The sequence below is a fragment of the Streptomyces sp. NPDC048277 genome (assembly GCF_040652235.1).
Taxonomy (GTDB): domain Bacteria; phylum Actinomycetota; class Actinomycetes; order Streptomycetales; family Streptomycetaceae; genus Streptomyces.
In genome coordinates, this window is sequence record NZ_JBEZLQ010000002.1 from 583,109 (window position 1) to 600,360 (window position 17,252).

Consider the following 17,252-nt stretch of genomic DNA (forward strand, 5'->3'; position numbering starts at 1 on the left):
GGCCGGGACCTCCCGTCCCACACGAGGAGATCCCGGCCCGGCGGCTCGACGAGGGGCTACTTCACCGGCGTGAAGTCCCGCGCCCCGATGAACTCCGGCCGCCGTACCGGCGCCGCGAACGGCTCCACCGCCGTGTTCTCCACGCTGTTGAACACGATGAACACGTTGCTGCGCGGGAACGGCGTGATGTTTTCGGCTGAGCCGTGCATGCAGTTGCAGTCGAACCAGGTCGCCGAACCGGCCCGGCCCGTGAACAGCTTGATGCCGTACTCGCCGGCCATGGCGGTGAGGGCCTCGTCGGACGGCGTGCCCGCGTCCTGCATCTGCAGCGACTTCTTGTAGTTGTCCCTGGGCGTGGCGCCGGCGCAGCCCAGGAACGTCCTGTGCGAGCCCGGCATGATCATGAGCCCGCCGTTGGTGTCGTGGTTCTCGGTCAGGGCGATCGAGACCGACACCGCGCGCATGTTCGGCAGGCCGTCCTCGGCGTGCCAGGTCTCGAAGTCCGAGTGCCAGTAGAAGCCGCTGGCCCCGAACCCCGGCTTGACGTTGATCCGCGACTGGTGGACGTACACGTCCGAGCCGAGGAGCTGCCGGGCCCGGCCGACCACCCGCTCGTCGCGCACCAGGTCCGCGAACACCTCGCTGATCCGGTGCACCTCGAAGACGGAACGGATCTCCTGGGACTTCGGCTCCACGACGGAGCGTTCGTCGGCCCGGACCGCCGGGTCGGCGACCATCCGCTCCAGCTCCCGCCGGCAGACGGCGACCTCGTCGTCCCCGATGAGCTGCTCGACGGCGAGGAAGCCGTCACGCTCGAACGCCTCCAGCCGGTCCGCGGCGATCGGGCCGGGCGCGCCGGGCGCCGACCAGACGACGGGGTCCTTGCGGGGGACGGAGACCTCGACGGGGCCGCGGCTCGGGTACAGGTCCGTGATCGTGGTCATGGGTCAGCCCTCCTCCGTCAGCAGGGGATAGACGCCGTTCTCGTCGTGGTCCTCCCGGCCGGTGACCGGCGGGTTGAACACGCAGATGCAGCGGAAGTCCTCCTTGACACGCAGCGTGTGCCGCTCGTGCCCGTCGAGGAGGTACATGGTCCCGGGCGTGATCGTGTACGACCTCCCGGTCTCGCGGTCGGTCAGTTCGGCCTCGCCCTCCACGCAGACGACGGCCTCGATGTGGTTGGCGTACCACATCGACGTCTCGGTGCCCGCGTAGAGGATCGTCTCGTGGACCGAGAAGCCGACCCGCTCCTTGGCGAGGACGATGCGTTTGCTCTCCCAGGTCCCGGACGCGGCCTTCACATGGCGGTCGGTGCCTTCGATCTCCTTGAACGAACGGACGATCACGGTTCTGCGATGCCTCCTAGCTGGTGTTTCAGACGGTTTCCCGGACGGCCCGGGCGAGGATGCCGATGCCCTCGTCCAGCTCGTCCGGGGTGACGGTCAGGGCGGGGAGCAGCTTGACGACCTCGCTCTCCGGTCCCGACGTCTCGATGAGCAGGCCGAGTTCGAAGGCGCGCTTCGCGATGCGCCCGGCCCGCTCCCTGTCGTGGAACTCCATGCCCCACACCAGGCCCCGGCCCCGGTACTCCTTCACATCGGCGAGGTTCTCCTCGACGATCGCGATGAGCCCCTGCTCGATCTGCTCGCCCTTGGCCCGGGTCTGCTTCTCCATCGCCGGGCCGTCGGCCCAGTAGGCCTCCAGGGCGGCGGTCGCGGTGACGAAGGCGGGGTTGTTGCCGCGGAAGGTGCCGTTGTGCTCGCCCGGCTCCCACACGTCCAGCTCGGGCCGGAACAGGCACAGCGACATGGGCAGCCCGTACCCGCTGATGGACTTGGACACCGTGACGATGTCCGGGAGGATGCCCGCCTCCTCGAAGGAGAAGAAGGCGCCGGTGCGGCCGCAGCCCATCTGGATGTCGTCGACGATCAGCAGCATGTCCTGCCGCTCGCACAGCGCCTTCAGGGCGCGCAGCCACTCGGGCCGGGCGACGTTGATGCCGCCCTCGCCCTGCACGGTCTCCACGATCACCGCGGCGGGTTTGTTGAGCCCCGACCCCTGGTCCTCCAACAGCCGCTCGAACCACAGGAAGTCCGGCACGGTTCCGTCGAAGTAGTTGTCGAACGGCATCGGCGTGCCGTGCACCAGCGGGATCCCGGCCCCGGCCCGCTTGAACGCGTTGCCGGTGACGGCGAGCGAGCCGAGGGACATCCCGTGGAAGGCGTTGGTGAACGAGACGATCGCCTCGCGCCCCTTCACCTTCCGGGCGAGTTTGAGCGCCGACTCGACGGCGTTGGTACCCGTCGGCCCCGGGAACATGACCTTGTACGGCAGTTCACGCGGTCGCAGCACCAGCTCCTGGAACGTCTGCAGGAACGACCGCTTGGCCGTGGTCGACATGTCGAGGCCGTGGGTGACCCCGTCGCGTTCCAGATAGTCGAGCAACGCCCGTTTCAGGACGGGGTTGTTGTGGCCGTAGTTGAGCGACCCGGCGCCGGCGAAGAAGTCCAGGTACTCGTGTCCGTCCTCGTCGTACATCCGGCTGCCCCGGGCCCGGTCGAAGACGGTCGGCCAGCCGCGGCAGTAGCTGCGGACCTCGGACTCCAGGGTCTCGAAGACGCTCAGGTCGGGCTGGGTGATGGTCACGATGAGGCTCCTCAGTGCGATGTGGGGGTCAAGGGGCCGATGCGGTACAGGACTTCGGGGTCGTGCGGACCGTCGGGGAACTCCCCGGCCTCGAACAGCACCGAGCGCTCGACGGTGGCGCCGTGCCGGGTGGCGTACGAGGTGAACAGGCGCTCGGAGGCGGTGTTGCCGGGGGTGATGGTGGTCTCGACGGCGGTGAGCGGCTGTTCGGCGGCCACCCGTGCCGTGAGCCCGTCCAGCAGGTGCGCCGCGACACCGCGCCCGCGCTGCGCGGCGTCCACGGCCACCTGCCAGACCAGCAGAGTGTCCGGCCGGTCCGGACGCGTGTACCCGGTCACGAACCCGACGGGCTCACCGTCCGCGCCGCGCGCCACCGCCGACGTACCGGCGAAATCCCGGCACCACAGCAGATAGCTGTACGAGGAGTTCAGATCGAGGCTTCCGGAATCCTTTGCGATACGCCAGAGAGCGGCGCCGTCGGTCACCAGCGGGCGCTCGACGGTCAGGTCTGCTTGTGGGGCAGTCATGCGGATTGAATTTAGCGAGGCAAATACAAAAAAGCACGGCGGGGGGCCTTGCCGCCGTGATCGAGCATGCCTTTATGTCCCGATATGGTCCACCGCAAAACAGACAAATAACCCTGCCGTGTGGAGTGCGTCACAGGGTTGAAACCCGGACGAATTTTCCCCTGTTTAGCTCCGCAAAAAGCGGGCAGAAGAACTCGGGTAAGCCATCCATCAAAAGGGAATTCGGAATTGCCGTGAATTCAGGCTCCGGTGGTGCCGTCGATACGCTCGCGCAGACTGACCTCGACACCGTCCATCGGACCGCCGGCGATCCGCCCGGTGTCGTCGAGCGACCGGCCCGCGCACAGCTCCCGCCCCCGCGCGATCTCCCGCCGCCAGGCATCGAGCGCCTCGCCGAGCCCGCGCCCGGGATGGAGGGCGTACCCCGTCTCCTCCCCGTACACCGGAGGCACGTCGAGTCCCGCGAACACCCGCTGGAACCAGTTCCGTTCGACCTCGGCGAGATGCTGCACCAGCCCCAGCAGCGTCAGGGCGGACGGCTGCGCCGACGCCGTCCGCGCCTGTGCGTCGTCCAGGCCCGCGCACTTCAGCGCGAGGGTGGCCCGGTGGAAGTCCAGCCAGCTGTCCAGCATGGGGCGTTCGGCGCCGGTCATGAGCGGGACCGGGCGGCCGTCCGGGAGGGTCTGGGGCGCGTCGGTGGTCATGGGGCGAGGGTGGCACGGCGCCCTGTGCCACCCACCGCTTTTCGGCCCCTACCGCCAGGCGGACTCCACCGCCCGCCGTGCCCCCTCCGGGTCCACCGCCAGACCCTTCTTCGCCAGCTCCGCCCCGAGCGCGGCCAGGCTCGACCGGACCGCGTCCAGCGTGGCGTCCGCCCCGTAGTGGTTGACGCGGATCATCTCCCCGGCCAGCGCGCCCCCGCCCGCGGCCAGCGGCAGCGTGCCGTCGTTCGCCAGGGCCCCGGCGACCAGCTCCGACGCCACCACACCCGACGGCGCCCGCAGGGTCGTGGCGACCGGAGCCGCGTCGGACTCCTCGTACACGTACGGCTCCAGACCGCCGCCCAGGGCCACCGCCCCGGCCCGGGTGGCCAGCGCGGCCGTACGGTGGCGCCGCATCACCGTCTCCAGGCCCGCCGCCTCGATCCGCTCGACGCACGCCTCCAGCGCCAGCATCTCCAGCTGCGCCGGCGCGTGCAGCAGCGCCTTGCGGCCGCCGTCGATCCAGCGCTCCTTCCAGTCCAGCAGCGACAGGTAGGAGCGGCGCGGGGCGTGCGGGTTCGCCGCCATCCGGGCCCAGGCCCGCTCGCTCACCGACACCGCCGAGACACCCGCGGGGCCGCCCATCGCCTTCTGCGCCCCGATCACGCACAGGTCGACACCCCACGCGTCCGGCAGCACCGGCTCGGCCCCGACCGAGGCCACCGCGTCCAGGTAGAACAAGGCGCCCCGCTCACGTACCACCGCGCCGATCTCCGCGACCGGGTTGGTGTTCCCGGTCGCCGCCTCCGCGTGCACCAGGGACACGAAGTCGACCTCCGGGTGCTCGGCGAACGCCTCCCGGATCTGCGCGGCCGTCACCGCCGTGTGGAACGGCACGGCGAGGTCGATCACCGTCGCACCGCAGTCCCGCAGCCAGTTCCCGAACGTCTGCCCGTACGGACCGGTGATCACGTTCAGCGCGGTCGTCCCCGGCCCCGCCGTCGCCCTGATCGCGCCCTCCAGCGGCAGCAGCGCTTCACCCTGCATGATCACGACGTCCTGGCGGGTGCCGAGGAGCCGGGCCACCCGGTCCTCGACGGCGGCGAAGCGGGCGGCGCCGAGCGGGGGCAGATCGAGGAACGGATGGGTCACGGCGGTGCTCTCTTCGCTCACGGAGGGGTGGATCAAGACGAGCGTAACCGGCGCACCCTCCACACCTGAGACCGGCGACTTCTTAGGCCGGACAGCCCCACGGCCATCGGATTGGTTTGAGAGGCCCAAACATCTCCTTATAATCGGAACCCACAGAACTGGAATCCATAGCTCCCCCACAGATCTGAGGGGGCTCTCTCACAGACCACGGGAGGTCTCGTGACCACGCTCCTCGGGCGCCGCCGGGCTCGCGCCCTGGCCGCCGCCACCGCCGCGGCCGGGCTGGCCCTCGTGGCCGGCTGCACGTCGAGCGGCAACGGCTCCAGCGCCTCCAGGACCGCCGCCGGCGGGGTCGAGCTCGTCAAGGCCGGGCAGCTCACCACCTGCACCCACCTGCCGTACCCGCCGTTCCAGTCGGAGATCGACGGCAAGGTGCAGGGCTTCGACGTGTCGATGATCGACCTGGTCGCCAAGGACCTCGACGTGAAGCAGCAGATCCTCGACACGCCGTTCGAGAACTTCAAGACCGGCGCCTTCCTCAACTCCGGCGAGTGCGACCTGGCCGCGGCCGGCATGACCATCACCGCCGAGCGCAAGAAGAACGTCGACTTCTCCGCCCCGTACTTCGACGCCACCCAGGCCCTCCTCGTCGACAAGAGCAGCGGCATCACCTCGCTCGCCGACGCCAAGGCCAAGAAGGTCCGGCTGGGCGCCCAGGCGCAGACCACCGGCGAGGACTACGCCAAGGCGCAGGGCTTCGACCCGGTCTCCTTCGAGTCCTCCGACGCCGTCCTCAACGGACTGCGCACCGGCCAGGTCAAGGCCGTCGTCATCGACTACCCGGTGGTCCAGGGCTGGCTGAAGGACAAGGCCAACGCGAGCGACTTCCAGGTCGCCGCCAACATCAACACCGGTGAGCAGTACGGCTTCACGGTGAAGAAGGGCAACACCAAGCTGCTCGCCGCCATCGACAAGGCGATCGCCGACGCCAAGGCCGACGGCACCTACAAGAAGCTCTACGAGAAGTGGATCGGTCCCTACACCGCCTCCACGACGGACGGGGCGTCCACCGCGTCCCCGTCCGCCTCCGCCTCATGACCGCCACGGACACCGAACTCCAGCCCCGTAAGAAGGGCCTGACCAGGCGTCAGAAGCGCAGCCTGTCACGCGGTGCGCAGTACGTCGTCTTCGTCGCCGCCGTGATCGCCTTCGCGGTCGCCGCCGACTGGGGACGGCTGCAGAACCAGTTCGCCCAGTGGGACATCGCCAAGCAGATGTTCCCGGACGTCATCACGCTGGCGCTGAAGAACACCGTGCTCTACACCCTGTCCGGCTTCGTCGTCGGCCTGGCCCTCGGCATGGTGATAGCCCTGATGCGGCTGTCGTCGGTCGGCCCCTACCGCTGGCTGGCCGGCATCTACATCGAGATCTTCCGCGGCCTGCCCGCCCTGCTGATCTTCATCTTCATCGGCGTCGCCGTCCCGTTGGCCTTCCCCGGCACGGAGATCGTCGGCGGCACGTACGGCAAGGTGGCCCTGGCCCTCGGCCTGGTCGCCGCCGCCTACATGGCGGAGACCATCCGCGCGGGCATCCAGGCGGTCCCCAAGGGCCAGCTGGAAGCCGCCCGTTCACTGGGCTTCTCACCCGCCCGCGCGATGGTCTCGATCATCATCCCGCAGGCGTTCCGCATCATCCTCCCGCCCCTGACCAACGAGTTGGTGCTCCTCTTCAAGGACTCCTCCCTCGTCCTGTTCCTCGGCGTCACCCTGGAGGAGCGCGAACTGTCCAAGTACGGCCGCGACCTGGCCAGTACGACCGCCAACTCCACACCGATCCTCGTCGCCGGCCTGTGCTACCTGCTGGTCACGATCCCGCTCGGATTCGTCGTACGCCGCATGGAGGCGAAGGCCCAGGAGGCCGTGAAGTGACCCGACCCGAGATCGAAGTACGCGGCCTGCACAAGTCCTTCGGCGACAACGAGGTGCTGCGCGGTATCGACCTGGAGATCCGGCAGGGCGAGGTCGTGTGCGTGATCGGCCCGTCCGGTTCCGGCAAGTCCACGTTGCTCCGGTGCGTCAACCTCCTCGAGGAGCCCACCAAGGGCCAGGTGTTCGTCGGCGGCACCGAGTTGACGGACCCCGACGTCGACATCGACGCCGTGCGCCGCCGGATCGGCATGGTCTTCCAGCAGTTCAACCTCTTCCCGCACCTCACGGTGACCGAGAACCTCACGCTGCCGCAACGCCGGGTGCTCCGGCGGGACAAGGCGCAGGCCGCGCGCGTGGCCGCCGAGAACCTCGCCCGCGTCGGCCTCTCCGAGAAGGCGGACGCCTACCCCGCCTCCCTCTCCGGCGGCCAGCAGCAGCGCGTGGCGATCGCCCGCGCCCTGTCCATGGGCCCCGAGGTGATGCTCTTCGACGAGCCGACCTCGGCGCTCGACCCGGAACTGGTCGGAGACGTCCTCGCGGTCATGCGGATGCTGGCGCGGGAAGGCATGACCATGATGGTCGTCACGCACGAGATGACCTTCGCCCGCGAGGTCGCCGACCGGGTCGTCTTCATGGACGGCGGGGTCGTGGTCGAGGACGGCACGCCCGACCAGGTCATCGGCAACCCCACCCACGAACGCACCCGCCACTTCCTGTCCCGCCTCCTCGACCCGGCCATGGCCCAGGTGGAGGAGGAGACCCCGGACAGCCCCTAGGCGGCGGGGCCCGGCTGTCAGTGCCGTGTGCGAGGGTTCGGCCATGAACACAGAGCACCTGCAACAGGGTTCGGAACTCGGCTGGGAAGACACCGTCGCCCTGTTCGAGCGGCGCGGGCTGCCCGAGTCGTCGTACGAGAACCTCTACGAGGAGACCTACGACGTCCACCCCGGCCCGCTCGCCGTCGCGGGCGATCTCGACCTGGACCTGGACGCGACGGCACCCTCCGGCGCCGGCATCGTCGTCGACGGTGACCTGACCGTCGAGGGCAGCATCGTCAACGTCGACGACGGCTGCCCGGCGGTGGTCGTCCTCGGTGACCTGCGGGCCGCGAACGTCTATCTCGAAGGCGACGCCAAGCTGCTGGTGCTGGGCAGCGTCACCGTGGACGCCTTCATAGGCAACATGACCGACAAGCTCGTGATGATCCACGGAGACCTGCGCGCCAAGGCGACCGTCCTGTCGAGCGAGTTCAGTCCCGATCTCGTCGGCGGCACGCTGCACGGCGCGGTCGTCGGGCCCGCCTACCTCGACCTCGCCCAGGACGTCGACCCGGCCTCGGTCCTCGTACCCGAGGTGCTGCGCGCCGACGGTGAGGAGGACTGGCGTTCCTTCGACGCCCCACGGGTGCACGGCGGTCGACTGCTGAGCCGCATCGATGAGGGACTCCCGGTCGTCCTAGGCTGAGCGCCATGAGCGATCAGGCGGTGCTGCACGTGAGGGGCCGGGTCCTTGCGGGACCCGAGGACGTCCGCGACGAACTGTGGGTGGTGGGCGGTCGTGTCTCCTACGACCGTCCCGCCGGCGCCCGTGACATCCGGACCGTCGAGGGCTGGGCCCTGCCCGGCCTGGTCGACGCCCACTGCCATGTCGGCCTGGGCCCGCACGGCCCGGTCGACACGGCGACGGCCGAGAAGCAGGCCCTCACCGACCGCGAGGCCGGCACCCTCCTCATCCGGGACGCCGGTTCGCCCTCCGACACCCGCTGGGTCGATGACCGCGACGACCTCCCGAAGATCATCCGGGCCGGCCGGCACATCGCCCGCACCCGCCGCTACATAAGGAACTTCGCCCACGAGATCGAGCCCGAGGACCTGGTCGCGTACGTCGCCCAGGAGGCCCGGCGCGGCGACGGCTGGGTCAAACTGGTCGGCGACTGGATAGACCGCGATCTGGGAGACCTGGCCCCCAGCTGGCCCCGGGACGCCGTCGAGGCGGCCATCGCGGAGGCCCACCGGCTCGGCGCCCGGGTCACCGCCCACTGCTTCGCCGAGAACTCCCTCCAGGACCTCGTCGAGGCCGGCATCGACTGCGTCGAGCACGCCACGGGTCTGACGGAGGAGCTGATCCCCCTCTTCGCCGCACGCGGCGTCGCGATCGTCCCGACCCTCGTCAACATCGCCCTCTTCCCGCGGCTCGCGGCGGGCGGCGACACCAAGTACCCGCGCTGGGCGGACCATATGCGCCGTCTCCACGAGCGCCGCTACGACACCGTCAGGAACGCCTACGACGCCGGCATCCCGGTGTACGTCGGCACGGACGCCGGCGGCACCCTCGCCCACGGCCTGGTCGCGGCCGAGGTGGCCGAGCTGGTGACCGCCGGAATCCCGTCCCTCGACGCCCTCGCGGCGACCAGCTGGGCGGCCCGCGCCTGGCTCGGCAGGCCCGGTCTGGAGGAGGGCGCACCGGCGGACCTGGTGGTGTACGAGAGCGACCCGCGCGCGGACGTACGTGTCCTCGCATCCCCCCGGAGAGTGGTGCTGAACGGGCAGGTCGTGGAGTAAGGGAACTCCTGTGCCGGTCGATTCGAATACATTCACGGAAAGTCCACTATTGAGTGAAGTAACGCAGGATTGCTGCCCGTTCACCCATAGTGCGTAATTCTTGGCGGGTCCCGAGCACGTTTCTCCTGGGGGTCCCACCACCTTGAACAGCGACACCTTCCGTATGCCCGCACGCCGTTTCGCGACCGTCGCGACGGCCACGGCCCTGGCCGCCGGTCCCGCGGCCCTGGCCGGTGCGGGCACCGCGCACGCGACCACCGACCACGGCCGCGCGAGCGCGGTCGTCCTGCGCACCGGCCTGGACGTCTCCCTGCTCGACAAGACCGTGAACATCCCACTCGCGGTCTCCCTGAACCAGGTCGAGGCACCGCGCAGCGCCGACCGGACCGCGCTGACCGCCACCCTCGACGGGGTCGACGGCGGCAAGCCGTTCAACGTCCTCGGCGCGGAGGCCGCCTCCGCGAAGGCGACGGTCACCGACGGCCGCGCCGAGGCCTCCGTCCACCTCGCCCACGCCCGGCTGCACCTGCCGGGCCTGCCCCTGCTGTCCCTCGTCGAACTCGACGCGGTCACGTCCAAGGCCACCTGCGAGACCGGCAAGCGACCGCAGGCCTCCGCCAACGTGCTCGGCGCCGTCACGGTGCTCGGCAAGCGGGTCACGCTGAGCGCGGCCGGCCCCACCGACGTCAAGGTCCCCGGCGTCGGTGAGGTCCGCCTGGACCTGTCCAAGGCGGAGGCGACATCGGGCAGGGCGGCGGCCAGTGCCCTCGTCCTCTCGGTCGCCGTCAACCCGCTGAAGCTGAACGTGGCACAGGTGGAGGGGACGGTGACCTTGGCGAAGGTGACGTGCGAGACGCCGTCGGATCCCACGGCCGATCCGACCGATCCGGCGGCCGCCTCGGCCGACCCGACCGATCAGGCTGCCCCGGTGACCGACGTGAAGGCTGAGGGAGCTCCCACGAAGGAGACGAAGCTGGCGGAGACGGGCGGAAGCTCGGTGACACCGTATGCCGTGGGAGGCGCCCTGGCGCTGGTCCTGGGCGGCGGCGGAGCGGTCGCTTTGACCCGACGGAGGCGCTAGTTGGGCTAGGGGCGCGGGGAACTGCGCGACCAGCCACGACGCACCTGCAGCCGAAAACGGCGCGCAGTTCCCCCCAAACTCACCCCTGCGTCACATTCAGCGCCTGATCCAACGCCTGCAGGAACCCGTTCACCGTCACCCTGTCCCGCACGGCTATCCGCACCCACTCCGCATCCAATCCGGGAAACGTGTCCCCCCGCCGCACCGCATACCCCAACGCCCGTAGCTGCCTACGCACTTCGGCTCCCCGCGGTACGCGGACTAGCACGAACGGCCCCTCCGCAGGCCCCACCACCCGCACCCCCTCCGGCGCGAACTCCTCGAGTCCCGCCACCAGATGGGCCCGGTCGGCCGCCCCGCGGTGCGCCGCGTGCGCCGCCTCCGCCAGCGCCCGCGGCGCGACACACGCCTCGGCCGCGGCCAACGCCGGTGTCGACACCGGCCACAACGGCTGCGCCCGCTCCAACTCGGCGACGATCTCCGGCGCGGCCAGCACATAGCCGATCCGCAACCCGGCCAGCCCCCAGGTCTTCGTCAGGCTCCGCAGCACCACCAGACCCGGCACATCGGTCCGCCCGGCCAGCGCCTCCCGCTCACCCGGCACCGCGTCCATGAACGCCTCGTCGACCACCAACGTCCGCCCGGGACGCGCGAGTCGGGCGATCGCGCCCGCGGGATGCAGCACGGACGTCGGGTTGGTCGGATTCCCGATCACCACCAGGTCGGCGTCCTCGGGGACGGCCGCCGGATCGAGCCGGAACCCGTCCGCCTCCCGCAGCAGCACCCGGTCCACGGTGTGCCCGGCGTCCCGCAGCGCCGCCTCCGGCTCGGTGAACTGCGGATGCACCACCACCGGCCGGCGCACCTTCAGCGCCCGCGCCAGCAGCACGAACGCCTCCGCCGCGCCCGCCGTCAGCAGCACCCGCTCCACCGGCAGCCCGTGCCGCGCCGCCACCGCGGCCCGTGCCGCCCGCCCGTCCGGATAGGCGGCCAGACCCCCCAGCGACCCGGCGATCCGCTCCCGCAGCCAGACCGGGGGAGTGTCGGCCCGCACGTTCACCGCGAGGTCGACGAGCGCGGAACCGTCGTCACGGACCTCGGCGTCACCGTGGTGCCGCAGATCGTGCGCGCCCACGGCTGTGCCGTCTCTGGAACCGTCACCTCTGGAACCGCCGTCAGTGCGCATGGGCATGCCCGCCATGATGGTGGTGGTGCCCATGGCCGTGCGGGTGGCCTTCGTCGTCCGGATGGAAGTGCGGCTGCTGCGGCAGGCCGACCTTGTCCTCGAAACCGGGCAGCGCGATCCGGTACACGCACGAGTCGCAGTTCATCCGCAGATCGCCCCCGACCGCCTCCCGGTACCGCTCCATCACCAGGTCGAGCAGCTCCGGCTCCGGCCCGATGACGTCCGCCGAGCGCACCTCGGCCTCGGGGTGCGCGGCCGCCCAGCCCTCGGCCTGCTGCCGTACCCGGTCCGGCAGGATCCCGGTGAACAGGAAGTGCGGGAGGACGACGATCCGGCGCGCCCCCAGCTTCAGGCACCGGTCGAGCCCGCTCGGCACGTCCGGCGCCGCCAGCGACACGAACGCCGTCTCCACACCGGCGTACCCGCGGCCCTCCCAGAGCAGCCGCGCCGCCTTGTGCACCTCGGCGTTGGCGTCCGGGTCGGTCGACCCGCGCCCGACCAGCAGCACGGTGACATCGGCCCGGTCCAGCGGGGTGCGCCCCTCGCCGGCGCCCAGCGCCTCGTCCAGCCGCCGCTCCAGGACCGCCAGCAACGAGGGATGCGGGCCCAGCGGGCGGCCGTACGTGTACGAGATCCCCCGATGCCGCTCCTTCTCCCGCGCCAGCGCCGCCGGGATGTCCCCCTTGGCGTGCCCGGCGGAGACCAGCATCAGCGGTACGGCGGCGAACCGTCGTACCCCCTGCCCCACCAGTTCGGCGACGGCCTCGCCGAGCGGCGGCGGGGACAGCTCGATGAAACCGCCCGCGACGGGCAGTTCGGGGTGGCGGCGACCCAGCTCCCGCACGAAGTCGCGGAACGCCTCGGCCCCGGCTTCGTCCCGGGTGCCATGGCCGGCGATGAGCAGGGCGGGCGGGGTGGTCACAGGGTCTCCTCGGAAGTGGGGTGGTACAGCAGGGCGTTGAGCGCGGCGGCGGCGACCGCCGAGCCGCCCTTCTCGGACACGTTGCTGACGGCGGGCAGCCCGCTCTCGCGCAACGCGGCCTTGGACTCGGCCGCGCCGACGAAACCGACGGGCAGGCCGATGACGAGCGCGGGGGAGGCGTCCAGCGTCAGCAGCTCCTCCAGGGCGGTCGGCGCACAGCCGATCACCCAGAGGGCGCCGGGACCGACCTGCTCGTAGGCGAGCCGGACGGCATGCGCCGAACGGGTCAGCCCGGCACCGCCCTTGGCGTCCTTCAGCCGGCAGACCGTCTCGCGGCGCGTGATCCCGGCGGCGACCATCTCCACGTCCACGACGACCGGCGCCCCCGCGTGCAGCGCCGTATGCGCCTTCGCCAGGTCGTCCTCGTCGGTCACCAGGTCGGTCGCGTACTCCAGGTCGGCGGCGGAGTGGATGACCCGCTCCACCACCGCCCGGGTCAGCGGCGCGAAGTGCGAGGTGTCCAGCCGGGCGCGCAGCCGCCGGAAGGACTCCTGCTCGATGGGGTGGACGATCCGGTTCACTTGCCCTCCTCCTGAGCGCTCTCCTGCCAGCGGTAGCCGCGCGGGGTGACCATCCGCCCGGCGATGTTCCGGGTCGCGGTGTTGCCCACGGTCACGACCGTCATCATGTCGACCCACGCCGGATCGAGCGCGCCCAGGGTGGTCAGCCGGCTCGACTCGTCGGGGCGCGAGGCGTTGCGTACGACACCGACGGGCGTCGTCGGCTCCCGGTGCCCGGCGAGGATCGCGAGCGCCTTGGGCAACTGCCAGTCGCGGCCCCGGGAACGCGGGTTGTAGAAGGTCACGACGATGTCCGCCTCGGCCGCCGCGCGCACCCGGCGCTCGATGACCTCCCACGGCGTGTGCAGGTCGGACAGGCTGATGGAGACGTGGTCGTGGCCCAGCGGCGCGCCCAGGATCGCCCCGGCCGCGAGCGCCGCGGTGACGCCCGGCACGCCGATCACGTCGATGTCGTCGGAGGCCTCGGCGAGCGCCGGGGAGGCCATGGCGTACACCCCCGCGTCCCCGCTGCCGATCAGTGCCACGGCCTGCCCGGCCCGCGCCTCCGCGACCGCCGTACGCGCCCGCTCCTCCTCGGCCCCGAGCCCCGACTCCAGGATCCGGGTCCCCGGCCGCAGCAGGTCACGGATCTGGTCGACGTACTGGTCGAGCCCGACCAGCACGGAGGCGCGCCGGAGTTCGGCCTTGGCCCGTGGGGTCAGCAGGTCCCGGGCGCCGGGGCCGAGCCCGACGACCGCGAGCCGGCCGCGCGCGGGGCGCCGTACGACGGCACAGGTCGCCATGGCGGGCCGGCCGTCCGCCCGCTCCGACTTCCGCTTGGGGACGAGGAGTTCGCCGCCGCGTACGAGCGCGGCGGCCTCGGCGACGGAGGGGGTGCCGACGGCGGCGAGGGGTGCGTCCGAGGGGTTGGGCACCCGGACCCCGGCCAGTTCCTCGGCGGAGTAGGTCACTACGGGCACCCCGAGCCGCGCGGCCGCCTCGACGATCCCGGGCTCCTCGGCCTTGGCGTCGACGGTGGCGAACTCGGCGATGCTACGAGGGGACAGCCCCGCGTCCCGCAGGGCGCCCTCGACGAGCCCGAGCACCTCGTCGACGGGGGCGCCCTTGGACGCGCCGACACCGACGACGAGCGACGGCGGACGCAACAGCACCTCGTTCGCGGCGGGTTCGACCGCGCGGTCGGTCAGCCGTACCCCGTACGCCCCCTCTTCGGCCAGCGGCAGCGGCGGCAGCGGCCACGCCAACTCGGCGCGCAGCGCGACCGGTTCACCGTCCAGCAGCGCCCGTGACACGGTCGCCACCGAACCCTCGACCGGGAAGCCGAGGGTGTCGAGCCCGGGCAGCCCGACGGAGTCCGTGGCCGTGGTCACCACCGGCTGCGCGGCCAGCAACTCACCCACCTCCCGGGCGAGTTCATTGGCACCGCCGCCATGCCCCCCGACCAGCGACACGGCGAACCGCCCGCCCTCGTCGACGCACACCACACCGGGGTCGGTCGTCTTCTCGCCCAGCAGCGGGGCGATCAGCCGTACCACCGCACCCGTGGCCAGGAAACACACCAGCTGCTCGCACTCCGCGAACGCGGACCGCACGGCGTCCCCGACGGGACCGTCGTACACCCGCGTACGGTCCGGCCACGCCGCGGCCAGCCGGTCGCGTGCCGCCGCCCCCGCCGCGGTGGCGGAAATGAGGCCGATCACTGAGCAACTCCTTCTTCGTGAACGGGGGTTCGATCCCCCCACAGCAGGAACACCGGATTGGTCGCGGCCAGCCGGGTCACGTCCCCCGGCAGTGGCGCCAGCCGAGACGACTGCAGCAGCACCCCGTCGCAGGAGTACCCGGCCCCGGTCAGAGCCTCGCGTGCCGCCGGTACCCGGTCCAGGGCGGCCATCGCGACCACCACCGTCCGCCGGGCGCGCAGCGCGCACGCGGTGACGATGGCGGGCAGTTCGGCCCCGCCACCGCCGATGAACACGGCGTCGGGATCGGGGAGTCCGGGCAGCACCTCCGGCGCCGACCCGCGCACCACGTCGACGTAGACGCCGTGCGCCCGGGCGTTGGCGGCGATCCGCTCGACCCCGTCCACGGCCTTCTCCACGGCGACGGCGGCGGCGCCGAGCCGCGCGCACTCCACCGCCACGGATCCGGAGCCCGCGCCGACGTCCCAGACCAGGTCGCCGAGCCGGGGCCCGAGCCGGGCCAGCGCCAGCGCCCGCACCTCGAACTTGGTGATCATCGAGTCGCGGTGTGCGAACGCGTCCTCGTCCAGCGCCCAGCGGGCAGGCCGGGCGGGCACCGAGGCGATCGTGCGCACCGCGCCGAGCAGCCGCGCCTCGTCCAGGCACAGCACGACGCTGACGTCCGTTCCCCAGTCCCTGGCGGCGGCCTCGGCGGGCGTGACCCGCTCGACGCGCTCCCGCGCGGAGCCGAGCGCCGAGGCGACGACGAGCACACGCCCGTGGGACGGCGCGAACGAGTCGGGCGCGGACGAGTCTGACGCGGACGAGTCGGGTGCTGACGCTGACGAGTCGGGCGCCGACGCGGTGTTCGGCTCGTCGCAGGCGTGCCGCAGCGCCGCGCCCAGCTCCGCCGGGCCCGCCCCCGGCCCGGTCAGCACCGCCACTTTCGGATGCGCCCGGCACACGTTGACCGCCGTCCGCAGCTCCCGCCCGTGCGCGCTGACCACGATCGCGTCGTCCCAGGGCAGCCCGAGCCGCGCGAAGGCGGCGGCGACGGAGGACACCCCGGGGCGTACGTCCAGCGCGTCCGCCCCGAACCGCTCCGCCAGCACCCGCACGATCCCGAAGAACCCGGGATCGCCCGAGGCCAGCACGGTCACCGGCCGGTCCTTGGCGAGGTACTCCTCGACGGTGTCGAGCGCGGGCGCCAGCGGACCGAGGACGACCCGCTCGGCGCACTCCGGCAGCCGCACGGCCTCCAGGTGCCGCCGGCCGCCGACCACCAGCTCGGCCCCGGCCAGCGCCTCCGGATCGAGCGGCGCACCCGTACCCGTACCCGTACCGACGACCGTGATCACGTACTCGCTCCCCGCTCGCGCAGCGCGCGCCGCGCCTCGGGGTCGGCCTTGCGGAAGCCGTGGAAGTGGCCGGGGTGGTACAGGTGCGAGCGCGTGCCCCGGGCGTCCAGGGCCGGGCCGACCAGGAAGAGGGTGTGCTTCCAGAGCTTGTGCTCCTTGACCGTCTCCTCCAGCGTCTCGATCGTGCACCTCACGACCAGCTCCTCCGGCCAGGTCGCCTGGTAGGCGACGACGACCGGGGTGGAGGTCGGATAGCCGCCCTCCAGCAGCTCCCGCACCAGCTGTCCGCTGCGCGCGGCGGAGAGGAAGACCGCCATGGTCGTCCCGTGCCGGGCGAACTCCCGCACCTCTTCCCCCGGCGGCATCGGCGTCTTGCCGCCGCCGAGCCGGGTGAGCACCACGGACTGCGCGACCTCGGGAATGGTCAGCTCGCGCTGCGCGAGCGCGGCGACGGCCGAGAAGGAGGAGACACCCGGCACGATCTCGACCTCGATACCGATCCCGGCACACCGGTCGACCTGCTCCTGCGTACCGCCCCAGAGCGCCGGGTCCCCGGAGTGGATCCGGGCGACCCGCAGCCCGTGGGTACGGGCCCGCTCGTATACGGCGACGACGTCCTCCAGCGACATCGTCGCGGAGTCGAGGATCTCCGCGTCCTCGCGCGCGTGCTGGAGGACCTCCTCCTGGACCAGGCTCGCGGCCCAGATCACGACGTCGGCCTCGGCGATCGCGCGCGCGGCCCGGAACGTCAGCAGATCGGCGGCGCCGGGGCCGGCACCGACGAAGGTCACCTTGCCGGCGGGGGCGTCGCCGGAGGCGGTGGCGGCGGCAGCGGCATCGGCCATGAAATTTCGGTCCTCTCTGGACAAAGGGTGTTACGGGTGCTGCTGGATGTGCGCTGAGGCGGGTCGATCGGATACGAAGGGCAGA

18 protein-coding genes are annotated in these 17,252 nt (G+C 71.7%); 6 read left to right on the forward strand and 12 right to left on the reverse strand.

What is annotated here, in order from left to right:
- Positions 1-56: 56 nt before the first annotated feature.
- The 6 genes from thpD to AB0D85_RS07365 form a co-directional block, all read right to left on the reverse strand.
- Entirely contained in the window at positions 57-944 is an 888-nt protein-coding gene (gene thpD, locus AB0D85_RS07340) for an ectoine hydroxylase (protein ID WP_362314906.1), read from the reverse strand.
- Between the two features lie 3 nt (positions 945-947).
- Positions 948-1,346 (reverse strand): ectoine synthase, encoded by a 399-nt coding sequence (locus AB0D85_RS07345; protein ID WP_362314908.1) that lies wholly within the window; start codon positions 1,344-1,346, stop codon positions 948-950.
- A gap of 28 nt (positions 1,347-1,374) precedes the next feature.
- Positions 1,375-2,646, reverse strand: coding sequence for a diaminobutyrate--2-oxoglutarate transaminase (ectB, locus tag AB0D85_RS07350; protein WP_362314910.1), 1,272 nt, complete (start codon positions 2,644-2,646; stop codon positions 1,375-1,377).
- 11 nt (positions 2,647-2,657) lie between these two features.
- The gene (gene ectA, locus AB0D85_RS07355; RefSeq protein ID WP_362314913.1) at positions 2,658-3,173 is read right to left on the reverse strand and encodes a diaminobutyrate acetyltransferase; all 516 of its coding nucleotides are present in this window, start codon (positions 3,171-3,173) and stop codon (positions 2,658-2,660) included.
- Between the two features lie 239 nt (positions 3,174-3,412).
- A complete protein-coding gene (locus tag AB0D85_RS07360; protein ID WP_362314915.1) occupies positions 3,413-3,877 on the reverse strand; it encodes a DinB family protein in 465 nt (154 codons plus the stop codon).
- A gap of 48 nt (positions 3,878-3,925) precedes the next feature.
- Positions 3,926-5,026, reverse strand: coding sequence for an aminotransferase class V-fold PLP-dependent enzyme (locus tag AB0D85_RS07365; protein WP_362315245.1), 1,101 nt, complete (start codon positions 5,024-5,026; stop codon positions 3,926-3,928).
- Between the two features lie 219 nt (positions 5,027-5,245).
- Here AB0D85_RS07365 and AB0D85_RS07370 point away from each other — a divergent pair, with 219 nt between their 5' ends.
- The 6 genes from AB0D85_RS07370 (at position 5,246) to AB0D85_RS07395 (ending at position 10,596) form a co-directional block, all read left to right on the forward strand.
- Positions 5,246-6,124 (forward strand): ABC transporter substrate-binding protein, encoded by an 879-nt coding sequence (locus AB0D85_RS07370; protein WP_362314918.1) that lies wholly within the window; start codon positions 5,246-5,248, stop codon positions 6,122-6,124.
- Positions 6,121-6,954 (forward strand): amino acid ABC transporter permease, encoded by an 834-nt coding sequence (locus AB0D85_RS07375; RefSeq protein ID WP_362314921.1) that lies wholly within the window; start codon positions 6,121-6,123, stop codon positions 6,952-6,954. The genes AB0D85_RS07370 and AB0D85_RS07375 overlap by 4 nt, the downstream gene beginning before the upstream one ends.
- The gene (locus tag AB0D85_RS07380) at positions 6,951-7,730 is read left to right on the forward strand and encodes an amino acid ABC transporter ATP-binding protein (protein ID WP_362314924.1); all 780 of its coding nucleotides are present in this window, start codon (positions 6,951-6,953) and stop codon (positions 7,728-7,730) included. The genes AB0D85_RS07375 and AB0D85_RS07380 overlap by 4 nt, the downstream gene beginning before the upstream one ends.
- A 43-nt stretch (positions 7,731-7,773) precedes the next feature.
- Positions 7,774-8,418 carry a hypothetical protein gene (locus tag AB0D85_RS07385; RefSeq protein WP_362314927.1) on the forward strand — a complete coding sequence of 215 codons (645 nt, stop codon included), beginning with the start codon at positions 7,774-7,776 and terminating at the stop codon, positions 8,416-8,418.
- 5 nt (positions 8,419-8,423) lie between these two features.
- Positions 8,424-9,515: an amidohydrolase family protein gene (locus AB0D85_RS07390; RefSeq protein WP_362314929.1), complete on the forward strand. Its 1,092-nt coding sequence runs from the start codon at positions 8,424-8,426 to the stop codon at positions 9,513-9,515.
- A 142-nt stretch (positions 9,516-9,657) separates the two neighbouring features.
- Positions 9,658-10,596: an SCO1860 family LAETG-anchored protein gene (locus tag AB0D85_RS07395; RefSeq protein ID WP_362314933.1), complete on the forward strand. Its 939-nt coding sequence runs from the start codon at positions 9,658-9,660 to the stop codon at positions 10,594-10,596.
- A 79-nt stretch (positions 10,597-10,675) separates the two neighbouring features.
- On the opposite strand, the gene cobC is transcribed toward AB0D85_RS07395, so the two are convergent.
- Genes cobC through cobM form a run of 6 tightly spaced genes read right to left on the reverse strand, consistent with a single transcriptional unit; the run spans position 10,676 to position 17,167 of the window.
- On the reverse strand, positions 10,676-11,782 hold the full coding sequence (gene cobC, locus AB0D85_RS07400; RefSeq protein ID WP_362315248.1) for an Rv2231c family pyridoxal phosphate-dependent protein CobC: 1,107 nt from the start codon (positions 11,780-11,782) through the stop codon (positions 10,676-10,678).
- Positions 11,772-12,704 carry a sirohydrochlorin chelatase gene (locus AB0D85_RS07405; protein ID WP_362314935.1) on the reverse strand — a complete coding sequence of 311 codons (933 nt, stop codon included), beginning with the start codon at positions 12,702-12,704 and terminating at the stop codon, positions 11,772-11,774. The genes cobC and AB0D85_RS07405 overlap by 11 nt, the downstream gene beginning before the upstream one ends.
- Positions 12,701-13,285, reverse strand: a complete 585-nt coding sequence (locus AB0D85_RS07410; RefSeq protein ID WP_362314938.1) for a precorrin-8X methylmutase — start codon at positions 13,283-13,285, stop codon at positions 12,701-12,703. The genes AB0D85_RS07405 and AB0D85_RS07410 overlap by 4 nt, the downstream gene beginning before the upstream one ends.
- Entirely contained in the window at positions 13,282-14,985 is a 1,704-nt protein-coding gene (cobJ, locus tag AB0D85_RS07415) for a precorrin-3B C(17)-methyltransferase (protein WP_362314940.1), read from the reverse strand. The genes AB0D85_RS07410 and cobJ overlap by 4 nt, the downstream gene beginning before the upstream one ends.
- Positions 14,982-16,322 carry a precorrin-6y C5,15-methyltransferase (decarboxylating) subunit CbiE gene (gene cbiE / locus AB0D85_RS07420; RefSeq protein WP_362314943.1) on the reverse strand — a complete coding sequence of 447 codons (1,341 nt, stop codon included), beginning with the start codon at positions 16,320-16,322 and terminating at the stop codon, positions 14,982-14,984. The genes cobJ and cbiE overlap by 4 nt, the downstream gene beginning before the upstream one ends.
- Positions 16,319-17,167 (reverse strand): precorrin-4 C(11)-methyltransferase, encoded by an 849-nt coding sequence (gene cobM, locus AB0D85_RS07425; protein WP_362314946.1) that lies wholly within the window; start codon positions 17,165-17,167, stop codon positions 16,319-16,321. The genes cbiE and cobM overlap by 4 nt, the downstream gene beginning before the upstream one ends.
- Positions 17,168-17,252 lie beyond the last annotated feature (85 nt).

Excerpts from the sequence above, each read along its gene's own strand:
- ectA (WP_362314913.1), bottom strand. The coding sequence starts at position 3,173 with ATGACTGCCCCACAAGCAGACCTGACCGTCGAGCGCCCGCTGGTGACC.
- AB0D85_RS07375 (WP_362314921.1), top strand. The coding sequence starts at position 6,121 with ATGACCGCCACGGACACCGAACTCCAGCCCCGTAAGAAGGGCCTGACC.
- cobM (WP_362314946.1), bottom strand. The coding sequence starts at position 17,167 with ATGGCCGATGCCGCTGCCGCCGCCACCGCCTCCGGCGACGCCCCCGCC.
- thpD (WP_362314906.1), bottom strand. The coding sequence starts at position 944 with ATGACCACGATCACGGACCTGTACCCGAGCCGCGGCCCCGTCGAGGTC.
- AB0D85_RS07360 (WP_362314915.1), bottom strand. The coding sequence starts at position 3,877 with ATGACCACCGACGCGCCCCAGACCCTCCCGGACGGCCGCCCGGTCCCG.
- AB0D85_RS07390 (WP_362314929.1), top strand. The coding sequence starts at position 8,424 with ATGAGCGATCAGGCGGTGCTGCACGTGAGGGGCCGGGTCCTTGCGGGA.
- cobC (WP_362315248.1), bottom strand. The coding sequence starts at position 11,782 with ATGCGCACTGACGGCGGTTCCAGAGGTGACGGTTCCAGAGACGGCACA.
- AB0D85_RS07385 (WP_362314927.1), top strand. The coding sequence starts at position 7,774 with ATGAACACAGAGCACCTGCAACAGGGTTCGGAACTCGGCTGGGAAGAC.